Here is a 21,220-nt window from a genome sequence, read left to right as displayed (position 1 = left end):
AAAGGTATCGAACCTTTGCCCCCCTTTTCGTTACAGCCCGATCAGCACCGTTTTGCTCTTGCAGCTTGCCAGATAGGCCTCGCGCCCCAGATCCTTGCCCAGCCCCGATTGCTTGAAACCGCCGGTGGGCAGGATGAAATCATCCGAGCGGCCATAGCGGTTGACCCAGACCGTGCCTGCCTCAAGCGCCCGCGTGGCGCGGATCGCGCGGCTCAGGTTCTGGGTATGAACCCCCGCCGCCAGACCATAGCGCGTGCCATTGGCCAGCGCATAGGCTTCCTCATCATCGGCAAAGCTCTGCACCGTCAGCACCGGGCCGAAGATCTCGCTCTGCACCGCAGTGGCGTCGGCGGAAAGGCCCGCGATCAGGGTGGGTTCGTAGAAAGTCCCCGCCCGTTCTACCCGCGCCCCGCCGGTGATCGCCTCGCCGCCCTCGGCATGGGCGGTTTGCACGATGGCGTCGATCCCGGCCAATTGCTTTTCCGAAACGATCGGCCCCATCGTCGTGCCATCGGCCCATGTCTCGCCCAAACGGTGGGCGCGGAACAGGGCGGCGATGCGCCCGGTCACCTCATCGGCCACGCTGGCCTCGACCAGCAGGCGCGAACCGGCGACGCAGACCTGACCGGCGTTCAAGGTGATCGCGCGGGCGACAATCGCGCAGGCCTTGTCCATATCCGCGTCGGCAAAGATGATCTGCGGGCTCTTACCGCCCAGTTCGAGCGTGCAGGGTTTCGGCCCGGTGGCCGCACAGGCGCTCATGATCGCACGGCCCGTGGCGGTCGATCCGGTAAAGCTGACCTTGCCAACTTGCTCTGCGCGCACAAGGCCATCGCCAATGTCATGGCCCATGCCCTGCACCACGTTGAAGATGCCCGCAGGCACGCCTGCCGCCACCGCCAATTCGGCCAGACGCACCACCGAGAAGGGCGTGAGTTCGGAAGGCTTGAGCACCACCGCATTGCCCGCCGCCAGCGCCGGACCCAATTTCCACGCCGCCATCACCAGCGGCAGGTTCCACGGCGCAATTGCGCCGACCACGCCATAGGGTTCATTGGCGGTGAAACCAAAACGGTCATCGGCGGTGGCGCCCACCTCGCCGCCGTGCTTATCGGCAAATTCGGCGAAAAAGCGTATGCATTCGGCGGTATAGGGCAGATCCCATGCCAGAATCTCGGCCAGCGTGCGGGTCGAGCCCACCGCTTCCAGCGGGGCCAGAACCGCGCGGTCGGCGTCAATCGCATCGGCCCAGCGGTGCAGGATGCGGGCGCGGGCGCGCGGGTCCATCCGGCCCCAGCCGCTGCTTTTCTGCGCGGCGGCGGCATCTTCTGCCGCTTGGCTCATCTGATCCATGCTGGCCGCGTGCAAGGGCGAGAGCAGGCCCCCATCGGAAGGCCGCAACACATCGAACACCGCGCCAGCGCCCAGAATTTTGCGCCCACCGATGAAATTAGCCGCCAGATCGGGCCGGATGGAATCGGGGTTGAAGGCAATCGTCATCGGGCATGGCTCCGCAGTGATTCTTTGGGGGTTCTGGGGGCAAGATTATTGCCCAGCGGCAGAATCGACTGGGCAAAGCGGGGCGCTCAACGCCATAATCTTCTGATCTTATGCATAAGGCGGCAGCCTATTCCATTCGCGCGGGGCTAACCCATTATCAGGACTGGCGCATCACCCCCTCGTTTGGATGCGCCGACACACCAATACGGTTGGCGGGGCAAAGGAAAGGAGTGCGGCGATGGGCGAGCTGGTCACCAGCGACGTGAGTTTTCGGGCGATGCGGCATGAAGATGTCGAGCGCGCGGTCGAGATGTCACGCGCGCTCTCCTGGCCGCATCGTGAAGAGGACTGGGCGCTGTTTCTAAGCCTGGGCCATGGCATCGTGGCCGAGGTGGACGGAGAGGTGATCGGCACCATCTGCGGCTTTCCCTATGGCGATCATGCCGCGACGCTGGGCATGGTGATCGTCGATGATGCGCATCAGGGCAAAGGCTATGGCCGCCAGCTGATGCAGGCGATGCTCGACCATCTGGGCAACCGCACCGTGCTGCTTCAGGCCACGGTCGAGGGCGCGCCGCTTTATGAAAAGCTGGGCTTTGTCGATATCGGCACGCTGCATCAACATCAGGGCACGATCCCGCTGGCCCCGCTGGCCGCGCTGCGCAGCGGGGAGCGCATCCGCCCGCTCGGCTCGTCCGAACAGACGCCGGGCGAATTGTACAGCAAGGCCACCGGCACCGACCGTCATGCGATGATGCGCGCCCTGACCGCGCAGGACAGCACGGTGGTGCTGACCCATGACGATATTCCCGTCGGCTTTGCCCTGCTGCGCCGGTTTGGCCGGGGATGGTCGGTGGCGCCTGTGGTGGCGCCCGATGCCGATGGCGCCAAGGCGCTGATCCTGCACTGGCTGGCCCAGAATGCGGGCAATTTCACCCGCCTAGATGTGACCGAGGAAAGCGGACTTTCGCCATGGCTGGAAGGGCTTGGCCTGCCGCGCGTCGATACGGTACGCATGATGGCGCGGGGGCCTCTGCCCGAAACGGCGCCCAACGCCACGCTCTTTGCTCTCACCACCCAAGCACTGGGGTAAACCATGCAGCTTTCCGATAACACCCTTTTGAAGCAGGCCGCGCTGATCGGCGGACAATGGCTTGGCGCCTCCTCGCGCGATGCGCTGGCGGTGAAGGACCCGGCCAATGGTGCGGTGCTGGGCGCGGTGCCCGATTGCACGGGCGATGACACACAGGACGCCATTGCGGCGGCCAATGCAGCATGGCCCGCATGGCGCGCGCGCACGGCGGGCGAACGCTGCGCGCTGCTGGAGGCATGGCACGCTCTGGTGCTGGCCAATCTGGACGATCTGGCTCTGATCATGACCGCCGAACAGGGCAAGCCGCTGGCCGAGGCGCAGGGCGAGATCCGCTATGCCGCCAGCTTCATCAAATGGTTTGCCGAAGAAGGCCGCCGCACCGGCGCGCGCAACGTCGTCTCGCCCGAACGCGATCGGCGCGTCATCGTGCTGACCGAGCCGGTGGGCGTTTCGGCGGCGATCACGCCGTGGAATTTCCCCGCCGCGATGATCACGCGCAAATGCGCGCCCGCGTTGGCCGTCGGGTGCCCGGTGGTGATCAAGCCTTCGGAAATGACACCCTTCACCGCGCTGGCGCTGGGCGAACTGGCCTTGCGGGCGGGCTTCCCCGAAGGCGTCATCAATATCGTGACCGGCCTGCCCACGGCCATCGGAGCGGCGATCACCGGCAGCCCGCTGGTGCGCAAGCTGTCCTTCACCGGATCGACCCGCGTGGGCTCCTTGCTGCTTGAACAATGCGCAAAGACCGTGAAGCGGACCAGCATGGAATTGGGCGGCAATGCGCCGTTGATCGTCTTTGCCGATGCCGATCTCGATCTGGCGGTGAAGGCGGCGATGGCCAGCAAATTCCGCAATGCCGGGCAGACCTGCGTCTGCGCCAACCGGATGCTGGTGGCCGATGAAATCTATGACGCCTTTGCCGAAAAGCTGGCCGCCGCGGTTGCGCAATTGAACGCCGCGCCGGGGATGGAGGCCGATTCCACCGTTGGCCCGCTGATCAACGCCGCCGCCGTCGAGAAGGTCAGCGCCCATCTGGAAGACGCGCTGGGCAAGGGCGGCAGAATCATCGGCGAAGGCAAGGGCCGCAGCGATGACCGCTTTGTCCGCCCCGTCATCATCGGGGATGCCAATCCCGAAATGCGTCTGGCCTCGGAAGAAACCTTTGGCCCCCTCGCCCCGCTGTTCCGCTTTACCAGCGAGCGGCAGGCGATCGAGATGGCCAATGACACCCCCTACGGCCTTGCCGCCTATTTCTACACCCGCGACCTGTCGCGCTCGTTCCGCGTGGCCGAGGCGCTTGAGGCCGGGATGATCGCGCTGAACACCGGCGGGATCGCGATGGAAATGGCGCCCTTTGGCGGCGTCAAGCAATCGGGCCTTGGCCGCGAAGGCGGACAGCAAGGCATCGAGGAATATCTGGAAACCAAGGCCTTCCATATCGGCGGGCTGGAATTGGGGGCATAAGACCCATGCGCAATTACAAGATCGCCGTCATCGCCGGGGACGGCATTGGCAAGGAAGTCATGCCCGAGGGCCTGCGCGCGCTGGAAAAGGCGTCGGGCGCCTATGGTTTCGGGCTGGATCTGCAGGTGCATAATTTCGCCGATTGCGATTATTATGCCCGGCATGGCCGCATGATGCCCGAGGATTGGAAGGATCAGATCGGCCGCCCCGATGCGATCTTCTTTGGCGCGGTGGGCTGGCCCGAAACGGTGCCTGATCACATTTCGCTGTGGCAGAGCCTGCTGCAATTCCGCCGCGAATATGATCAGTTCGTCAATCTGCGCCCGGTGCGTCTGATGCCGGGCGTGCCCTGTCCGCTGGCGGGCCGCGAACCGGGCGACATCGACTTCTGGGTGGTCCGCGAAAACACGGAGGGCGAATATTCCAGCGTCGGCGGCCATATGTTTGCCGGGACCGAGCGTGAGATCGTCATTCAGGAAACCGTGATGACGCGCCAGGGCATTGACCGCGTGCTGCGCTTTGCCTTCGATCTGGCGCAGAAGCGCGAGCGCAAACACCTGACCAGCGCCACCAAATCGAACGGCATCGCCATCACCATGCCCTTCTGGGACAAGCGCGTGGAAGCCATTGGCGAGGAATATCCCGATGTGAGCCATGACAAGTATCACATCGACATCCTGACCGCGCAATTCGTGATGAACCCCCAGCGTTTCGACGTGGTGGTCGCCTCCAATCTGTTCGGCGATATCCTGTCCGACCTTGGCCCGGCCTGCACCGGCACGATCGGCATCGCGCCCAGCGGCAATATCAACCCCACCGGCGAGCACCCCAGCCTGTTCGAGCCCGTCCACGGTTCGGCGCCCGATATCGCGGGCTTGGGGCTAGCCAATCCGGTAGGCCAGATCTGGTCGGCCGCGATGATGCTCGAGCATCTGGGCGAGGCAGAAGCGGCGGCGGGCATCATGCGCGCCATCGAACACGTCCTGTCCACCCCCACGGGCCGCACCGGCGATCTGAAGGGCAGCGCCAATACCGTGGAATGCGGCAAGGCGATTTCCGAAGCCATCGGCTGAACCACGGCATAAAATGCCGCACCCCTGCCCCTGTTTGGCGCAACACGCCTGAACCGCTAGCATAGGTTTGCCTCATGACCGAAACCCTGACCAACCGCTCGCTGATCGACCTTGACCGCGATCACCTGATCCACCCGGTGGCCTCTTTCCGGGGCCACGAGGCGCATGGCGCACGCGTTTTGGCCAGCGGGGACGGCATGTGGCTGACCGATATAGAAGGCAAGCGCGTCATCGACGGCTTTGCCGGCCTGTGGTGCGTCAATGTCGGCTATGGTCAGGACAGCGTGGTGGAAGCCGCCGCCGAGCAGATGCGCCGCCTGCCCTATGCCACGGGCTATTTCCACTTTGCCAGCGAACCGGCGATCCGGTTGGCGGCAGAATTGACCGCACTGACGCCCGAGGGCCTCAATCACGTCTATTTCACGCAAGGCGGTTCGGATTCGGTGGACAGCGCGGTGCGCTATATCGTCCACTATTTCAACGCCATCGGCAAACCGGACAAGAAAGAGTTCATCGCGCTCGAATGGGGCTATCACGGCTCCTCGGCGATGGGCGCCGGTTTGACCGCACTGCCCAATTTCCATCGCGGTTTCGATCTGCCGTATAAGTGGCAGCACCATATCGCCTCGCCCTATCCCTATCGCCACCCCAATGGCGATGACGATGCCGCCGTAATCGCCAGCACCATTGAGGCGCTGGAAGCCAAGGTGGCCGAAATCGGCGCGGACAAGGTTGCCGCCTTCTGCTGCGAACCCATTCAGGGCAGCGGCGGCGTCATCGTGCCGCCCGTGGGCTGGCTCAAAGCCATCCGCGAAGCCTGCGACCGGCTTGGCATCCTGCTGCTGGTCGATGAAGTCATCACCGGCTTTGGCCGCACCGGGCCATTGTTCGCCTGCGAGGCCGAGGGCGTGACGCCAGATTTCATGACCACCGCCAAGGGCCTGACCGCCGGTTATGCCCCGATGGGCGCGCTGTTCATGGCCGACCATATCTATCAGGCGATTGCCGATGCCAGCCCGCTGCCGGTGGGCCATGGCGGCACCTATTCGGGCCATCCGGTGGCCGCCGCCGTGGGGCTGGAAGTGCTGCGCCTCTATCGCGAGGGCGGCGTGCTGGCCAATGGCGTGATGGTGGGCGAACGTTTCGCCGCGCGCATGGAGGCGATCCGCAGCCATCCGCTGGTGGGCGATGTGCGCTATCGCGGGCTGCTGGGCGCGATCGAACTCGTGGCCGACAAGGACACCAAGGCGCCCTTCGCCGCCGATCTGGCGCTGGGCGATCGCCTCTCGCAGATGACCTGGGACAATGGCGTGATCGTGCGCTGTTTCGCCAATGCGGTCATCGGCTTTGCCCCGGCGCTGACCTGCACGCCCGAGGAAATGGACATCATTTTCGACCGTGTGCAATTGACGCTCGACCAATTGCTAGATCAGGCCGATATTCGCTCCGCAATCGGCCAATAAGAGGAAAACGCCCCATGATGCCCGGCCCCAAACTCGACCGCATCGATCTCAAGATCCTTGCCAAGCTGCAACAGGCCGGGCGCGTCACCAATGTCGAACTGGCCGATGCGGTGGGCCTCTCGCCCAGCCCTTGCCTGACGCGGGTAAAAAGGCTGGAGCAGGCGGGCTATATCACCGGCTATGGGGCCCATCTCAACCTTGGGAAGCTGGGCGAATTTCTGACGGTTTTCACCGAGGTCACGCTGTCCGAACACCGGCGCGGCGACTTTTCGCGCTTTGAAAGCCGGATCGTGAAACTGGACGAGATCGTCGAATGCCATCTGGTTTCGGGCGGCTATGACTATCTGCTCAAATTCGTCACGCGCGGCGTGTCGCATTACCAGTCGATCATCGAAGGGATGCTGGAAAGCGATTACGGGATCGAGAAATATTTCTCCTATGTCGTGATCAAATCGCCCTTCATCAAACATCACTTCCCGATCCAGAGCCTGTTCGGCAATTCGGTTTAAGGGCCTTCAGACCATGACGGACATAGCTGCGCTGCTGGCGCCATTGGTGGCGCTGCGCCATGATATCCATGCCCACCCGGAACTGGGCTTTGCCGAACATCGCACGGCGCGGGTAATCGCCGATGCGCTGCGCGCGGCAGGGCTGGAGGTGCATGAGGGCATCGGCGGCACCGGCGTGGTGGGCGTTCTGCGCCATGGATCGAGTTCACGCACCGTGGGCCTGCGCGCCGATATGGACGCGCTGCCTATCGATGAAAAAACCGGCCTGCCCTATGCGAGCCGCCATGAGGGGTGCTTTCACGGCTGCGGCCATGACGGGCATGTGGTGATGCTGCTGGGCGCGGCCCAGGCGTTGGCCGCCGATCCTTCGGGCATCGACGGCACGGTCCATTTCATCTTCCAGCCTGCCGAGGAAGGGCAAGGCGGCGCGCGCGCGATGATCGAGGATGGCCTGTTCGAGCGCTTCCCCTGCGACCGGGTCTATGCGCTGCATAACTGGCCCGCCCTGCCCGCCGGAACGATTGCCACGCGCGCGGGCGCGATCATGGGCGCGGCGGATAAGTTCCACATCACCCTGCGCGGGCGCGGCGGCCATGCTGCAGTTCCGCATGACACCAATGACACGCTGCTGGCCGCCGCATCGCTGGTGCAGCAATTGAACACGATCATTGCCCGCAACGCCCCCGCCAGCGCAAACGCTGTGCTCTCGGTCACGCAGATCCACGGCGGCCACGCCCACAACGTCATCCCCGGCGAGGCGATGGTGGCGGGCACCGTGCGCACATTCGACCCTGCCGTTCAGGACCGGATCGAAGAGCGGATGCGCCAGATCATCGCCGGAATCGAGGCCGGTTTCGAGGTCAGCGCCGAACTGGACTATGACCGCTATTACCCCGCCACGATCAATGACGCGGATGCCGCAGAGGACGCCCTGACCATCGCGGCAACCGTCGGCACGGCCCGGCGCGCGCCCGAACCCGCCGCCACGTCCGAAGACTTTTCCTTCATGCTGCAAGTCCGCCCCGGCGCCTATATCTGGCTGGGGCAAGGCGTGGGTGAAAGCCCGGCCCCGCTGCACAATCCGCATTATGATTTCAACGACGCCGTGCTGGAAACCGGCCTGCGTCTCCATCTCGCGCTGGCCCGGCATTGGCTGGCCCCGCAGGAGTGAATGCCATGAATCTGACCACATGCCCCTCCTTTATCGACCTCGACGCCTTTGCCCAGACCGCACAGGCAGGCGCGGAACCGTTTGGCGCGGATGCGGCGCTGCTGCCCCTGCGCGGCGGCCCGGTGGAAATGCACGCCTACCTCCTTTCGGGCAGCGGCAGCGCGCAGACGCAGCCCGGCGACACGATGCTGATCGTGGCCGAGGGAGAAGCGCAGATCACCGCGGGCGGCCAGACCCACACCTTAGCCAAGGGCGGCAGCCTCGTCCTGTCCGGCCCGCAAGGCTTTGACTGGAGCGCGGACCATGCCCGCGTCGTCACCATGCGCTATACCGGCGGCGCGGGCGAAGCGGCGGGCGTCACCGTTGTCGATCCGACCACCGAGCGCGTCCCCTCGGGTGCGCCCTTGGCCGAATTGCTGATCGGCCCCACGCCGCAATGCCGCAACCACACGCAGTTCCTCTCCACCGACGGCGAGTTCATGGTCGGTGTCTGGGATTCCACCCCCTATCACCGCCGCGCGATGCCCTATCGCCATTTCGAACTGATGTATCTGCTCGACGGCAGCGTGACTTTCATTGACGAGGAAGGCCGCGAGGGCACGTTCCGCAAGGGTGACCTGTTCATGGTCGAACAGAACGCCCAGTGCAGTTGGGAAAGCCGCGAGGACGTGACGAAGATCTTCGCAATCTATCGCCCCAAGTAAGGAGCGCCACAGCTGTGGGCGGGGTTCCGGGCGATCAATGTTCGCCCAGAACCCGCGCCTTCATCCGGTGCAGCCCCATCCACATGCCGACCACCACCATGGGCACCATCACGCCCATGATCTCGGCCGCCGGGAAATGTTCAAACCGATGCTCGGCGGCCTTGAGCATATAGCCGATCAGGCTGATGCCATAATAGCTGAGCGCGACGACCGAGAGGCCCTCGACCAGTTGCTGCAGCCGCAATTGCAGGCTGGATGACCGCTCCATCGAGCGCAGCAAGCGCCCGTTCTGGTTCTCGATCCGGGTTTCGACGCGGGTGCGCAGCAGCGAGGTGAAATGCGCCGCGCGCTGCGTCAAATCCTCCAGCCGCCGCGAATAGGCCTGCGTGGTGCGGATCGCGGGCAGCAGGCGGCGCTGGGTGAAATCCTCAAGGCTGGGATGGCCGGGAATGGCGCGCGGCATCAGGCCCGCCAATCGCTCCTCCACCAATTGGGCATAGGCGGCGGTCGCGCTCATCCGGTAATGCGTCTCGGTCGACAGCGACATGAGATCGAGGCTGAGCACCGAAACCCGTTCGAGCAGCGCATCGTCGGTCGTGTCGGGATTGGCCACATCGGCGGCCAGTTCGCGCAAGGTCGCCTCGGCCGCGTCCAGCCGGGGCCAGTAGGCCTGCGCCACCGGCAGGCCCATCAGCGCCAGATTGCGGTAATTGCCCAATTCCTGAAACCGCTGCAGCAACCGCGCCAGATCGGCAGGCGCCGCGCCATTGGCCGAAACCAGCGCAATGCCCAGCCCCTCGGCCCCGATGCGGAAATCCGACCACAGGCGCACGCCGGACGCGCCGATCATGCAGGACACAAGATCGGAGCCGACAAAGCCCATCTGCGGCAAAAGGTCGCGCGCCTGCGCCTGATTTTCAACCACATGGATGCGCGTGGCGCGGATGACCTGTCCGGGAAAACGCTCGATCCATGCCAGCGCCTGCGCGGGGTCGGCATGGGGTTCGTGCATGAACAGGGTGATGCCGCAGGCCTCGCTGTGCTGCTCCCAGACAAAGGAAATACCGGGGCCAAGCTCACCCTCGGCATGGCGCGGATTGTCCGATTGGTTCAGCCGCCCGCCGATGGGCAGATTTTCCAGCATCGCCCTTTGCCCCGCCCGCTCCTCGGGCGAGACCAGGCGCAGCACCTGAAGGATCCGCGTCGGCGCATGGATCGCGGGCCAGCGACGCAGATGCATCTCGCCCACCACCTGCCGCCGCAGCGGATGTTCGTCGAGCCTCATTCTCCACTCCCCCTTAACGTTAACGCGGCGATTATTCCCTGCCCCAGCGACAGGCCGCCATCATTGGCCGGCACCTGTTTGTGCGCCACCGGCACCATGCCTCGCGCGCGGATTTCCCGGCGCAGCGCGGCCAGCAACACCCGGTTCTGCATCACCCCGCCCGACAGGACGACATGGCCGCCCGGCGTGCCGGCCAAAGCCGCGTGATGCGCCAATGCCCTTGCCAGCGTGGCATGAAACCGCGCCGCAATCCGCCCCGGCGCAACGCCTGCGTCCAGATCGCCCAGCAGCGCCCGCCACAATCCGCCCCATTCCAGAGCAGGCGCAACGTCCCACGCCGCCTCGTCAAAGGGCCGGGCCAAGGCTTCGAGCGCCATGGCCGCCTGCCCCTCATGGCTGATCCGCAAGGGATGGATGCCCAGCGCCGCCGCCGCCGCATCGAACAACCGCCCTGCCGATGAACATGGCGGACAATTCGTGCCGCTGTCGATCATGCTTTCGGCCAAGCGCAACTTGGGTTCCTCGGGCAGATGGTGCAACAAAGACCCCGCCGCCGCGCGCCAATCTGCCCCAAACGCCGCGCGCAGATGAGCCAGCAGATTGCGCCACGGCTCCTTCATCGCCGCCGCTCCGCCGATCAGTGGCACCGGCGCGAAACCGCCCACACGCTCAACCCCGCGATAGCCCCCGCGCAGCACTTCGCCGCCCCAAAGCGCGCCATCCGGCCCCAACCCCAGCCCGTCGAGCAACAGGCCTACATGCTCGCCATCAGCCATGCCATTATCGGCCATACAGGCCGCCATATGGGCATGATGATGCGCCACGCGGACCAATGCCGCACCCGTTTCCTGCGCGATCCGCTCGCCCATCTGGGTGGAGAGGTAGCCGCCATGGGCATCGACCGCGACAATCCGGGGCGTGAAATCGAACAGGCGGCGATAGAGGTCGAGCATCGCGCGATAATCCTCCAGCGCCGCCGCCTGCTCCAGATCACCGATATGCGGGCCGACCATCGCCTCGCCGCCCCGGATCAGGGTGAAGGTCGCCTTCAGTTCCCCCCCGCAGGCCAGCACCGGGGGCAGGCCGTCGAAGGGCAGGGCGATGGGCGCGGGCGCATATCCCCGCGCGCGGCGGATGGGGATGGGCGCGCCCGCCTCGTCCATGGCCAGAACACTGTCATCCAGCCGGTTCTCGATTGTCCGGTCATGCATCACAAAGGCATCCGCAACCCCGGCCAAAGCCTCGCGCGCCTGCGCATTGTCGATCACCTGCGGCTCGTCGGACCGATTGCCCGAGGTCATCACCAAAGGCCCGCCAAATTCGGCCATCAGCAAATGGTGCAAAGGCGTGGCGGGCAGCATCACTCCCAGATGATCCTGATCCGGGGCCAGCGCATCAGGCACATCGGCCACGCGAGGCAAAAGGACAATCGGCGCCGCCGCGCTTTCCAGCAAGGCGCGTGCCGGGGCGCTGACCTCGCACAAGTCCTCCGGCCGAGCGGTCATCACCGCAAAGGGCTTGGCATCGCGGGCCTTGCGGCGGCGCAATTCCGCCACCGCCCGCGCATTCATCGCATCGCAGGCCAGATGAAACCCGCCCAATCCCTTGATCGCCACAATCCCCCCGCTGCGCAGTAGTTGCGCGGCCGCCGCGATGGGTTCTCCCCCGCCCCCCTCAACCCAAAGGCGCGGACCGCAGGCGGGGCAGGCAATCGGCTGGGCATGGAAACGCCGGTCCGCCGGATCGCCATATTGCGCGGCGCAGGCTTCGCACATGGGGAAATCGGCCATGCTGGTCTGCGCCCGGTCCCACGGAATGGCGCGGGCGATGGTCAGACGCGGGCCGCAATGGGTGCAATTGGTGAAAGCATAGCCGTGCCGCCGCTCTGCGGAATCGCGGATTTCGGCCAGACAGGCTGGACAGGTTGCCGCATCGGGCGGGATGGCGGTGGTGGTGGCGCCCTGCCCGCTTTCGACAATGCGGAACGCGCCCCAGCCTTGACCAACCGGCGCATCGCATACCTCGATGCCCGCCACGCGGGCCAAGGGCGGCGCCTCGTCCCGAATGCGGCGCGCCAGTTCGTCCAGCTCCGCTTCATCGCCCCATGCCGCGATGCGCACGCCCTCGCCATCGTTCGACACTTCGCCCGTCAGGCCAAGTTCTTGCGCCAGACGCCAGACGAAGGGGCGAAAGCCCACGCCCTGCACCGTCCCGCGCACGCGGATGCTGCGCCCGCACACCGACATCAATGCACCGTGCAGACCATGCAGGGGTCGAAACTGCGCACGATATGCTGGACCGAAACCGGCTCTGTCTCGCCCGCGCGGATGGGCGCGCCGACAAGGGCCTGTTCCAATGGCCCCGGCACGCCTTGGGCATCGCGTGGGGAGAAGTTCCACGTAGTAGGCGCGATGATCTGATAATGGCTGATCCGCCCGCCATCCAGCCGCAGCCAGTGGCCAAGGCTCCCCCGCGCCGCCTCGGTCAGGCCCATGGCATCGCCCGTGTCCAGCCGCGGGCGCGTGTCCTGAAAAGGCGCGGCAGGGTCGATGGCGGCGATCCAATGCTCCATCGCCATCACCACCAGCGCCACCTCAATGATGCGCGCCACCACGCGGGCCTCGACGCTGGCCCCGTCGCGCGCCACATAATCGCGCAGCAGCGGATGTCCCGCCACCAATTGCCGCGAAAGCGCCCCCACCTCGGCCACATTTCCGCCAAGGCGCGGGGCCTTGCACCAGCTATAGGCGTCGGGGTTGCTCATATCGGGCGCGGGGGCGGCATGGCGAGGCGCGCCGCCATCACCGGCATACCATGCGTGGGACACATCCTCGGTGATCGCGCCGATGGGCAGAGGTCCCGCCGCACCGATCCCGGCATCGAACATCCCGCGCGGAAACAGCGGCCCATCCCCGCTGGCATAGGCGCCGAACGCGATATGGCGCAGGCGCGTCACGCCGGATCGCGCCAGGTCGAGCCTTTGCGCGATAGTCAGGAAATGGGCGAAATCCCCCCCGCGCCCCTGCGCCCAATCGTAAAGCGCTTCGCGGCTGGAAATCGCGGCCACGGTCTCCAAAGGCGCGGCGAACAGGGTATTTTCGCAAAAGGCGCGAAAGCCCGACAGCATCAGCCGCAACCGCGCCTGTTCGGCCCGCGTGATGGCCCGCGTCGATCCGCCCGGCTGGATGGAGAGGGTATGGGGCCATTTGCCCGCCAGCACGCCCATCATGTTCATCAGGCCAGCGCGCGCGGGCAGCATCTGGATTGCCGCGCTGCCTTTCAGCGCCGTGAAACGGTCCGCCGCCGCCTGATGCCAAGGCTCGCCCGCATAGGCGGCGCGCGCGAAATCGGGCATGAAAAACAGGTAGAAATGGGTGATATGGTCCGCGATATTTTCCACCGCATGGACCAGATTGATCGCATGTTGGCCATTGGCAGGGGGCAAGCGCCGCTCCAGCCCGGCGGGGCGCACCCCGGCCAAGGCGCGGGCCGCCGCCACGCTTTGCGAGACCGAGCAGATGCCGCAGATGCGCGGGGCATAGGTCAGCGCGTCCGCAGCGGGCCGCCCCACCAGCATCGCCTCAAACCCGCGATAGAGCGGCGAGGTGACGCGCGCGCCCTCAACATGATCGCCCGCGATGTCGAGCCGCACCTCAAGATCGCCCTCCACCCGGTTGAACGGGCCGAGGATCAGGCGCGATGGCTTCTCGCTCATGCGCCCTCCTTGCGCCGGTCGCGCGGCAGGATGGCGGGGGTGGGCCTTGCGGCATTTTCCTTCAACCGGCGCGGCGTGGCGGCCTTGGACAGGCTGGCCAGCGCGACGAACCACGCCTTGGGCATGTCGGTGGGCAATCCGATGGGGATGCCGCTAATCTTGGGCGTCAGCGAGAAACTGTGGCCCGGTTCTTCAAAACCCGGCGCGGTGCAGTTGATACAGGGATATCCCCCCGTTAGGCACGAACCCGACCCGTTCCACGCCCGCGTGTTACAATCGGCGCGCGCCTGCGTGCCTTTGCAGCCGAGGTTTTCCATCATGCAGCCAAGGTCGCCCAGTTCCTCGGCGCTGGCCTTGAATTCATAATATTCGTTGCGGGCGCAGCCGTGGTGGACCAGTTGCGAAGTATAGGCCAGCGGGCGCTCCCATTCGTCGAGGTCGGCGGCGGACAGGGTACCGCCCGCCAGTTGCAGGATAGTATCGACAAACCATCCCGGATGGATCGGGCAACCGGCGATATTAATGACCGGCAAACCACCCCGCGCGCGAAATCCCGCACCCAGCAAGCCTCCAGCCCGCGTGCCATTATAGGCAAGCCCGCCCGCCTCCACCGCATTGCCCCCGCCCGCCGTGATGCCGCCAAAGGCGGCGCAGGAGCCGACCGCGATAATATGGGTCGCATGGGCGGCAATCGCGCCGATCATGTCGCGCATCGGCCGCCCCGTGCCCGCCATCAGGTGAAAGCCGCCGGTGCCGTTTGGGCCGTGGATGACCGATCCCTCGAGGCAGAGAATATCGACCGGCTGCGTCCCATCGGCGGCGGCGTCAAGGATCGCGCGCGCCTCCGCCCCGGTCGCCTCGGAGAGCGAGGGGTGCCACAGGACCTCGACATGAGCGGCGCGCAGGGCGGTGACGAGATCCGGCTTCTGCTGGCCCAGCAGGGAGAGCGTGCAACCCCCGCAGCCCCCCGATTGCAGCCAGATCAGGCGCAGCGGACGCGTGGGGGTTCCGGCGGGATAGGTCATTCCTCGCCCCCTTCCGGCCCCGCCAGCGGCAGGCGCAACGTGAATACCGCCCCGCCGCCGGGCGCATCGGCATAATCGAGCGATCCGCCCAATTTGCCCGCCATCGTATAGGAGACATAGAGGCCCAGCCCTGTCCCCGCGCCGATCGGCTTGGTGGTGAAGAAGGGTTCGAATATCTTGTCCTGATGATCGCGCGTCACGCCCGGCCCATTGTCGGCCACCGAGAGGGCGATGGTGTCGCCCTCCTGCGCGGCGGAAATATCGATCACGCCGCCTTCGCGGTCGCGCAAAGCATCGGCGGCGTTCTGCACCAGATTGACGAGGATCTGGTGCAACTGCCCCTTGCGGCTGGAAATCTCCAGCCTTTCGGGCAGCGCGCAATGCAATTCGGGCGGATCGCGCAGGGCCTTCAAGACCCAATCCGCCGCCGTATGCACCAGCCGGACAAGGTTGAAACTTTCCAGCGGTTCGCGCTGGCTGGCGGAAAAGCGGCGCAAATCCTGCACGATGTCCCGCACCCGCTCGGCCCCTTCCAGCGTGCCATCGACCAAGGGGCCGATGTCGGAGAGCACCCGGTCGATCTTGAGCTTTTCGCGCAGAGCCGCCAGTTCGGCCCCGCCCCGCCCGGCATCAATCGCGGCCAGATATTGCGTGATCGCCCCGCCATAGCGTTTCAGCGCATACATATTGCCGAACACGAAACTGATCGGATTGTTCAGCTCATGCGCCACGCCCGCCACCAGACGGCCCAGCGCGGCCATCTTCTCGCTGGTCAGCAATTGCTGCTGGGTCTGGCGCAATTTGCGATGCGCCGCGTCCAGTTCGGCCAGCGTGCGCTCAAGCGCGATATTGCGCTCCTCCAGTGCGGTCTGGCTGGCGACGAGGTCGGCATAGACATCATCCATCTTGCGGATGACGTCGATCCACATATCCTCGCCATTCATTCCCAAATCGGCAAGTGCGGCAAATTCCTGCACCGGATCATGCGGGCAATCGACATGGGACGGATCGAAGCGGCCCCCGAAACGATCCCCATCGAACCTGTCAAATCCGCCCGGCGCCATCATCGGCCCGCCACTCCCCGCAACGGATGGACATTTTCCAGCCCATAGCGTTCGAGTTTCGCCCGCAGGCCCACCCGCGACAGGCCCAGTTCGCGCGCCGCCTGCGATTTGTTCCAGCGGTGGCGGATCAGCGTTTCGCGGATGATCCGGGCCTCCATCGCGCAAACGCGCTCCTTCAGATCCCCCGTCAGGTCGCCCAGATCGGGCATGGTCTCAACCGGCTCCTCGGCCAAAGGGCGCGCGGGTGCGGCAATATGGGGCGAAAGCACATCCACACCCAGCCAGCGCCCCTCCACCCCGCGCACCAACATGCGCTGGATCTCGTTCTGAAGCTCGCGGACATTGCCGGGCCAGCCATAGGCCGAAAGGCGCGCCATCGCCTCGTCCGAAACCCCCTGCACCCGCTTGCCCATGCTGCCCATCGCCCGGTCCAGCAAGGTCTGCACCAGCACCGGCAGATCGCCGGGACGGTCTTTCAGATCGGGCAGGCGCACGATCATGCCCGCCAGCCGATAGAACAGGTCGGCGCGGAACCGGCCTTCGCGCATTTCCTGTTCAAGATCGCGGTTGGTGGCCGCGATGATGCGCACATCCACCTTGCGCGTGCGGCCATGGCCCAGCGGGCGGATCTCGCCTTCCTGCAAAACGCGCAGCAATTTGACCTGAAAGGCGGGGCTGACCTCGCCGATTTCGTCGAGGAACACCGTGCCGCCGTCGGCGCGTTCGAACAGGCCGATATGGTCATCGATCGCCCCGGTGAAGGCGCCCTTTTTATGGCCGAACAATTCGCTTTCCAGCAATTCGTCGGGCAAGGCGCCGCAATTTTCCACCACAAACGCCTTGTTCCAGCGCAGCGAGCCATAATGCAAAGCCCGCGCCGCCAGTTCCTTGCCCGTGCCCGATGAACCGATCAACAGAACCGGCACATCAAACGGCGCCACCTGCGCCAGAGCGCCGCAGACATCATCCATCGGGCTGCCTGCGCTGCGCACGATGCCGTCATTGAAATCATAGGCGCGGCGCACCTGCGCCTTGCGCTTGTCCACCACGGCGCTGGCGGCCTTTGGAGCCATGCGCAATTCCACCGCCAGCAATTCATTCTCGCGCTGAAGCTGAAACAGGCGGCAGGCCGAATGCAGCGTCAGCAGCAGGTGGTCGGGATGCCAGGGCTTGGTCACATATTGGAAAATGCCCGCCTGGTTGATACCGTCGATAATGTCATGCGCATCGGCATAGCCCGAAATAATCATACGGATCACATCGGGCCAGCGCTCCTTGACCAGCGTCAGGAATTCCACCCCGCTGCGCTCGGGCATACGCTGATCGCACAGGATCACCTGCACCCAATGCTGGGACAGCATCTCCTCGGCCTCGCGCGTGGAGGAGGCCGTCAGGATCTCGAACTCATCCTCGAGAATGCGGCGCAGCGATTCAAGGCTGCGGATCTCGTCATCGACGATAAGGATGGTGGGCAGGCCGGATTGCGTCATGGATCAAGCCCCTAGCAGATTCTGGGCAATTGCTCACCCGCCAACCAGTCGACCACGCGCATGCCCCCGATCAGCGTTTCCATGCGCAGCAAACCGGGCGTGCCGGGGGGCATGGATGCGCCCACCGTGCCGATCTGCGCCGCATCGCGCCCTTCGGGATGGGCGCGCATGATGTTCAGCACCGCCTCGGCCTGATCCCCTGGACAGATGCAGATCAGCTTGCCCTCATTGGCGATATGGATCGGGTCGAGGCCCAGCAATTCACACGCCCCTGCCACCTCCGGCCGCACGGGGATCGCCGCCTCTTTCAACGTCATGCTCACTCCCGCCGCCTCGGCCAACTCGTTGAGCGTGGCCGACAGCCCCCCCCGCGTGGGATCGCGCAGACAGGCGATGGAGGGCGCCGCCGCCAGCATATCGCCCACCATCCGATGCAGCGCCGCGCTGTCGCTCTCAATCGTCGTGCCAAAGGCAAGCCCCTGCCGCCGGCTCAAAATCGCCACGCCATGGTCGCCCAGCGTGCCGGAAAGCAGGATCGCCATGCCCGGCGCGATTCGTTCGGGCGCGATCTCGATCCCTTCCGGGATCAGGCCGATACCGGTCGTGGTGATGAACAGGCCATCGGCCGCCCCGCGCTCAACCACCTTGGTATCGCCCGTGGCGATGGGCACGCCCGCCTTGCGCGCCGCCGCGCCCATGCTGGCGGCAATGCGGTCGAGCGTTTCGAGCGGCAAGCCTTCCTCGATGATGAAAGCCGCCGAGAGCGCCACCGGCACCGCGCCGCCCATGGCCACATCATTGATCGTGCCATGCACGGCCAGCGAGCCGATATCCCCGCCGGGAAATTCCAGCGGGCTGATGACATGGGCATCCGTGCTCATCACGATGCGCCCATGGGGCAGGTTGAGGCGGGCCGCGTCATGGCCCTGATCGAGGATGGGATTGGCGAAATGACGGGCGAATATCTCGCGGATCAGGCGCGTGGTGGCCATACCGCCCCCGCCATGGGCCATTTCGATGGCGGCGCCGGGGCGCAGGATGGTGCTCATTCCGCCGCCTCCATTTCGGCCATCGTTTCGGCGCGGCGATAGGTGTAATAGGCGGCGCAAGAGCCTTCCGAGGAGACCATGCAGGCCCCCATCGGCGTTTCGGGCGTGCAGGCCTTGCCGAACAATTTGCAGTCCTTTGGCTGTTTCACCCCGCGCAGGATGGCCGGGCATTCGCAGCTTTTCACCTCACGGCTCTGCTTCTCGCTGATGGTGAAGCGCGCCTCGGCATCGAAATCGGCCAGTTCGGGGCGGATCGCACGGGCGCTGTCGGGCACGCTGCCCAAACCGCGCCACTCGAACGTGTCACGCAGGGCAAAGACCTCCTCGATCACCGCCTGAGCCCGCGTGTTGCCCGCCTCGGTCACAACGCGCGAATATTGGTTCTCAACCTCTTGGCGCCCCTCATTTACCTGACGGATCAGCATCAGCACCGATTGCAGCACATCGAGCGGTTCAAACCCGGCAATCACCATCGGCCGCCCATAATGCGCCACCAGCGGGCGATAGGCCCCCGCCCCGATCACCGTCGAAACATGGCTCGGCCCCAGAAAGCCATCAAGCGCCACGCCCGGCGCGGCCAGCACATGCGCCATGGCGGGCGGGGTCAGCACATGGTTGCAGAACACGCTGAAATTGCTCAGCCCCTGCGCCCGCGCGGTGAGGATCGCCATGCCGGTGGCGGGGGTGGTGGTTTCAAAACCGATCCCCATAAACACCACCTGCCGGTCCGGATTATCCCGCGCCAGCGCCAGCGCGTCGAGCGGCGAATAGACCATGCGGATATCGGCCCCCGCGCTCCTCGCCGTCAGCATGGATCGCCGCCCGCTGCCCGGCACGCGCATCATGTCGCCATAGGTGGCCAGGATCACGCCATGCCGCTCGGCCAGTTCGAGCGCATCGTCCAGCCGCCGCATCGGCAGTACGCAGACCGGACACCCCGGCCCATGCACAAAGCGCACATTGGACGGCACCAGATCCTGCACCCCATAGCGGAAGATCGCATGGGTATGCCCGCCGCAAAATTCCATGAAGGCATAGGAGCGCGCCGGATCGGCCTCACGCGCGATGGCCGTGGCAAGGCTCTGCGCCAGCGCCGGATCGCGAAATTCGGAGATATATTTCATTGTCCGGCCCCCAATTCTTCCTCGATCAACCCCGCCTCGGCCATCATTTTCAGCGTGGCCTCGGCCTCCTCCGCGCTGATCTTGTGCAGCGCATAGCCGACATGGAGCAGCACATAATCGCCCAGCGCCACATCATCGACCAGCGCCACCGAGATCGAGCGCGTGATGCCGCCAGCCGACACCGTGGCCATGCCGTCGGGCAAAAGCTCCACCACCTGCGCGGGGATCGCAAGGCACATGGGATCAGCCCTCCACCACGGGGCGCGAGGCCAAAGCCATCGCCCGCGCGGCCCGCAGCCAGTCGAGCCATTGCCCCATCCCCTCGCCGCTGCGCGCGGAAACGCGGATCAGGCGGACGCGCGGATTGACCCGGCGCGCGTTGGCCATCGCGGCCTCGATGTCGAAATCCAGATGCGGCAAAAGATCGACCTTGTTGACCAGCACCAGATCGGCGCTGGCGAACATATCGGGATATTTGAGCGGCTTGTCCTCGCCCTCGGTAACGGAAAGGATCGCCACGCGCGCGCCCTCGCCAAGGTCGAAGGCGGCGGGGCACACCAGATTGCCGACATTCTCGATGAACAGCACGCTGCCCTCGGCAGGCGAAAGGTGGTCAACCGCATGGCCGACCATATGGCCGTCGAGATGGCATCCCTTGCCGGTGTTGATCTGGATCGCGGGCGCCCCGGTCGCGCGGATACGGTCGGCGTCGGCGCTGGTCTGCTGGTCGCCCTCGATCACGGCGACAGGAAATTCGCCCGCGATCTCGGTCAAGGTGCGGCAGAGCAAGGTCGTCTTGCCCGATCCGGGCGAGGACACCAGATTGAGCGCCAGAATACCGGCCGCCGTGAAACGATCCCGGTTGGCGGCGGCGAAGAGGGCGTTCTTGCCCATAATGTCGGCCTCAAGCTGGATCAGGCGCGTCTGGCTCATGCCCGGAACGGAAACGCCTGCGGCCCCATGGCCATAGTGCAGATCCTCGCCATGATGGTGATGATCGTGGTCATGGTGATGATGGTCATGCCCGTGATCGTGGTCATGGTCATGATGGTGGCCATGGTCGTGATGGTCATGATGGTGATCGTGGCCATGGTGATGATGCCCGCCTTCCAGCTTGGCTCCGCCTTCGCCGCATCCGCAAACCGTGCACATCACAAAACCTCCAATTCGCGGATGGTCATGTCTTCGCCACCCGTCACCTGCAATTGATAGGACCCGCATTGCGGGCAAGCATCATAGCGCGCCGAAATCGCCACGTTGGCCGCGCAAGGCATACACCACGCGCGCGCCGCCACATCCTCGATTTCCAGCCGCGCGCCCTCGGCCACGCCGCCGCGCATCACCACGTCAAAGCCGAAACGCAGCGCCTCCGGCTCGACGCCCGACAGCGCGCCGATGGCCAGCTTGACCCGTTCGACGCGCGTGAAACCGGCGGAGCGGGCCTGTTCCTCCAAAATCTGGCGGATGGATTCGCATATTGCCATTTCGTGC

Annotated in this window: 19 protein-coding genes; 7 read left to right on the top strand and 12 right to left on the bottom strand. The window is 65.4% G+C overall.

All coding sequences use genetic code 11. The features are described from left to right. Positions 1–30 precede the first annotated feature (30 nt). Positions 31–1,500, bottom strand: coding sequence for an aldehyde dehydrogenase family protein (locus FHW92_RS07935; RefSeq protein ID WP_168602693.1), 1,470 nt, complete (start codon positions 1,498–1,500; stop codon positions 31–33). A gap of 238 nt (positions 1,501–1,738) precedes the next feature. On the opposite strand from FHW92_RS07935, the gene FHW92_RS07930 reads away from it, so the two are divergent. From FHW92_RS07930 to FHW92_RS07900, 7 genes are all read left to right on the top strand, one after another. Next, positions 1,739–2,593, top strand: coding sequence for a GNAT family N-acetyltransferase (locus FHW92_RS07930; protein ID WP_168602692.1), 855 nt, complete (start codon positions 1,739–1,741; stop codon positions 2,591–2,593). 3 nt (positions 2,594–2,596) lie between these two features. Beyond that, entirely contained in the window at positions 2,597–4,057 is a 1,461-nt protein-coding gene (locus FHW92_RS07925; RefSeq protein WP_168602691.1) for an NAD-dependent succinate-semialdehyde dehydrogenase, read from the top strand. A gap of 5 nt (positions 4,058–4,062) precedes the next feature. Further along, positions 4,063–5,130, top strand: a complete 1,068-nt coding sequence (locus FHW92_RS07920) for a tartrate dehydrogenase (RefSeq protein ID WP_168602690.1) — start codon at positions 4,063–4,065, stop codon at positions 5,128–5,130. A gap of 74 nt (positions 5,131–5,204) precedes the next feature. Further along, the gene (locus tag FHW92_RS07915) at positions 5,205–6,593 is read left to right on the top strand and encodes an aminotransferase class III-fold pyridoxal phosphate-dependent enzyme (protein ID WP_168602689.1); all 1,389 of its coding nucleotides are present in this window, start codon (positions 5,205–5,207) and stop codon (positions 6,591–6,593) included. 14 nt (positions 6,594–6,607) lie between these two features. Next, the gene (locus FHW92_RS07910) at positions 6,608–7,102 is read left to right on the top strand and encodes an Lrp/AsnC family transcriptional regulator (RefSeq protein WP_168602688.1); all 495 of its coding nucleotides are present in this window, start codon (positions 6,608–6,610) and stop codon (positions 7,100–7,102) included. Positions 7,103–7,115: 13 nt separating this feature from the next. Then, positions 7,116–8,273, top strand: a complete 1,158-nt coding sequence (locus FHW92_RS07905) for an amidohydrolase (protein ID WP_168602687.1) — start codon at positions 7,116–7,118, stop codon at positions 8,271–8,273. 5 nt (positions 8,274–8,278) lie between these two features. Continuing rightward, positions 8,279–8,977: a cupin domain-containing protein gene (locus tag FHW92_RS07900; protein WP_168602686.1), complete on the top strand. Its 699-nt coding sequence runs from the start codon at positions 8,279–8,281 to the stop codon at positions 8,975–8,977. Between the two features lie 34 nt (positions 8,978–9,011). On the opposite strand, the gene FHW92_RS07895 is transcribed toward FHW92_RS07900, so the two are convergent. Genes FHW92_RS07895 through hypA form a run of 11 tightly spaced genes read right to left on the bottom strand, consistent with a single transcriptional unit; the run spans position 9,012 to position 21,213 of the window. Next, positions 9,012–10,262, bottom strand: coding sequence for a DUF3422 domain-containing protein (locus tag FHW92_RS07895; protein WP_168602685.1), 1,251 nt, complete (start codon positions 10,260–10,262; stop codon positions 9,012–9,014). Beyond that, positions 10,259–12,508 (bottom strand): carbamoyltransferase HypF, encoded by a 2,250-nt coding sequence (gene hypF / locus FHW92_RS07890; RefSeq protein ID WP_168602684.1) that lies wholly within the window; start codon positions 12,506–12,508, stop codon positions 10,259–10,261. Before hypF ends, FHW92_RS07895 begins: the two co-directional genes overlap by 4 nt. Then, entirely contained in the window at positions 12,508–13,977 is a 1,470-nt protein-coding gene (locus FHW92_RS07885) for a nickel-dependent hydrogenase large subunit (RefSeq protein ID WP_168602683.1), read from the bottom strand. Before FHW92_RS07885 ends, hypF begins: the two co-directional genes overlap by 1 nt. Further along, positions 13,974–15,002: a HupU protein gene (locus FHW92_RS07880; RefSeq protein ID WP_168602682.1), complete on the bottom strand. Its 1,029-nt coding sequence runs from the start codon at positions 15,000–15,002 to the stop codon at positions 13,974–13,976. The genes FHW92_RS07885 and FHW92_RS07880 overlap by 4 nt, the downstream gene beginning before the upstream one ends. Beyond that, a complete protein-coding gene (locus FHW92_RS07875; protein WP_168602681.1) occupies positions 14,999–16,069 on the bottom strand; it encodes an ATP-binding protein in 1,071 nt (356 codons plus the stop codon). Before FHW92_RS07875 ends, FHW92_RS07880 begins: the two co-directional genes overlap by 4 nt. Next, the gene (locus FHW92_RS07870) at positions 16,066–17,556 is read right to left on the bottom strand and encodes a sigma-54 dependent transcriptional regulator (RefSeq protein ID WP_168602680.1); all 1,491 of its coding nucleotides are present in this window, start codon (positions 17,554–17,556) and stop codon (positions 16,066–16,068) included. The genes FHW92_RS07875 and FHW92_RS07870 overlap by 4 nt, the downstream gene beginning before the upstream one ends. 11 nt (positions 17,557–17,567) lie before the next feature. Then, positions 17,568–18,605, bottom strand: coding sequence for a hydrogenase expression/formation protein HypE (hypE, locus tag FHW92_RS07865; RefSeq protein WP_168602679.1), 1,038 nt, complete (start codon positions 18,603–18,605; stop codon positions 17,568–17,570). Further along, a complete protein-coding gene (hypD, locus tag FHW92_RS07860) occupies positions 18,602–19,729 on the bottom strand; it encodes a hydrogenase formation protein HypD (RefSeq protein WP_168602678.1) in 1,128 nt (375 codons plus the stop codon). The genes hypE and hypD overlap by 4 nt, the downstream gene beginning before the upstream one ends. After that, positions 19,726–19,968 (bottom strand): HypC/HybG/HupF family hydrogenase formation chaperone, encoded by a 243-nt coding sequence (locus FHW92_RS07855; RefSeq protein ID WP_168602677.1) that lies wholly within the window; start codon positions 19,966–19,968, stop codon positions 19,726–19,728. Before FHW92_RS07855 ends, hypD begins: the two co-directional genes overlap by 4 nt. A 4-nt stretch (positions 19,969–19,972) precedes the next feature. After that, positions 19,973–20,881 carry a hydrogenase nickel incorporation protein HypB gene (gene hypB / locus FHW92_RS07850; RefSeq protein ID WP_168602898.1) on the bottom strand — a complete coding sequence of 303 codons (909 nt, stop codon included), beginning with the start codon at positions 20,879–20,881 and terminating at the stop codon, positions 19,973–19,975. Beyond that, positions 20,881–21,213, bottom strand: coding sequence for a hydrogenase maturation nickel metallochaperone HypA (gene hypA, locus FHW92_RS07845; RefSeq protein WP_246869997.1), 333 nt, complete (start codon positions 21,211–21,213; stop codon positions 20,881–20,883). The genes hypB and hypA overlap by 1 nt, the downstream gene beginning before the upstream one ends. Positions 21,214–21,220: the final 7 nt, after the last annotated feature.

It is taken from the genome of Novosphingobium sp. SG707 (assembly GCF_012275515.1).
In the GTDB taxonomy this organism is placed as follows: domain Bacteria; phylum Pseudomonadota; class Alphaproteobacteria; order Sphingomonadales; family Sphingomonadaceae; genus Novosphingobium.
Note: the sequence above shows the minus strand (reverse complement) of the source record. Positions and strands in the feature narration are given on the sequence as shown.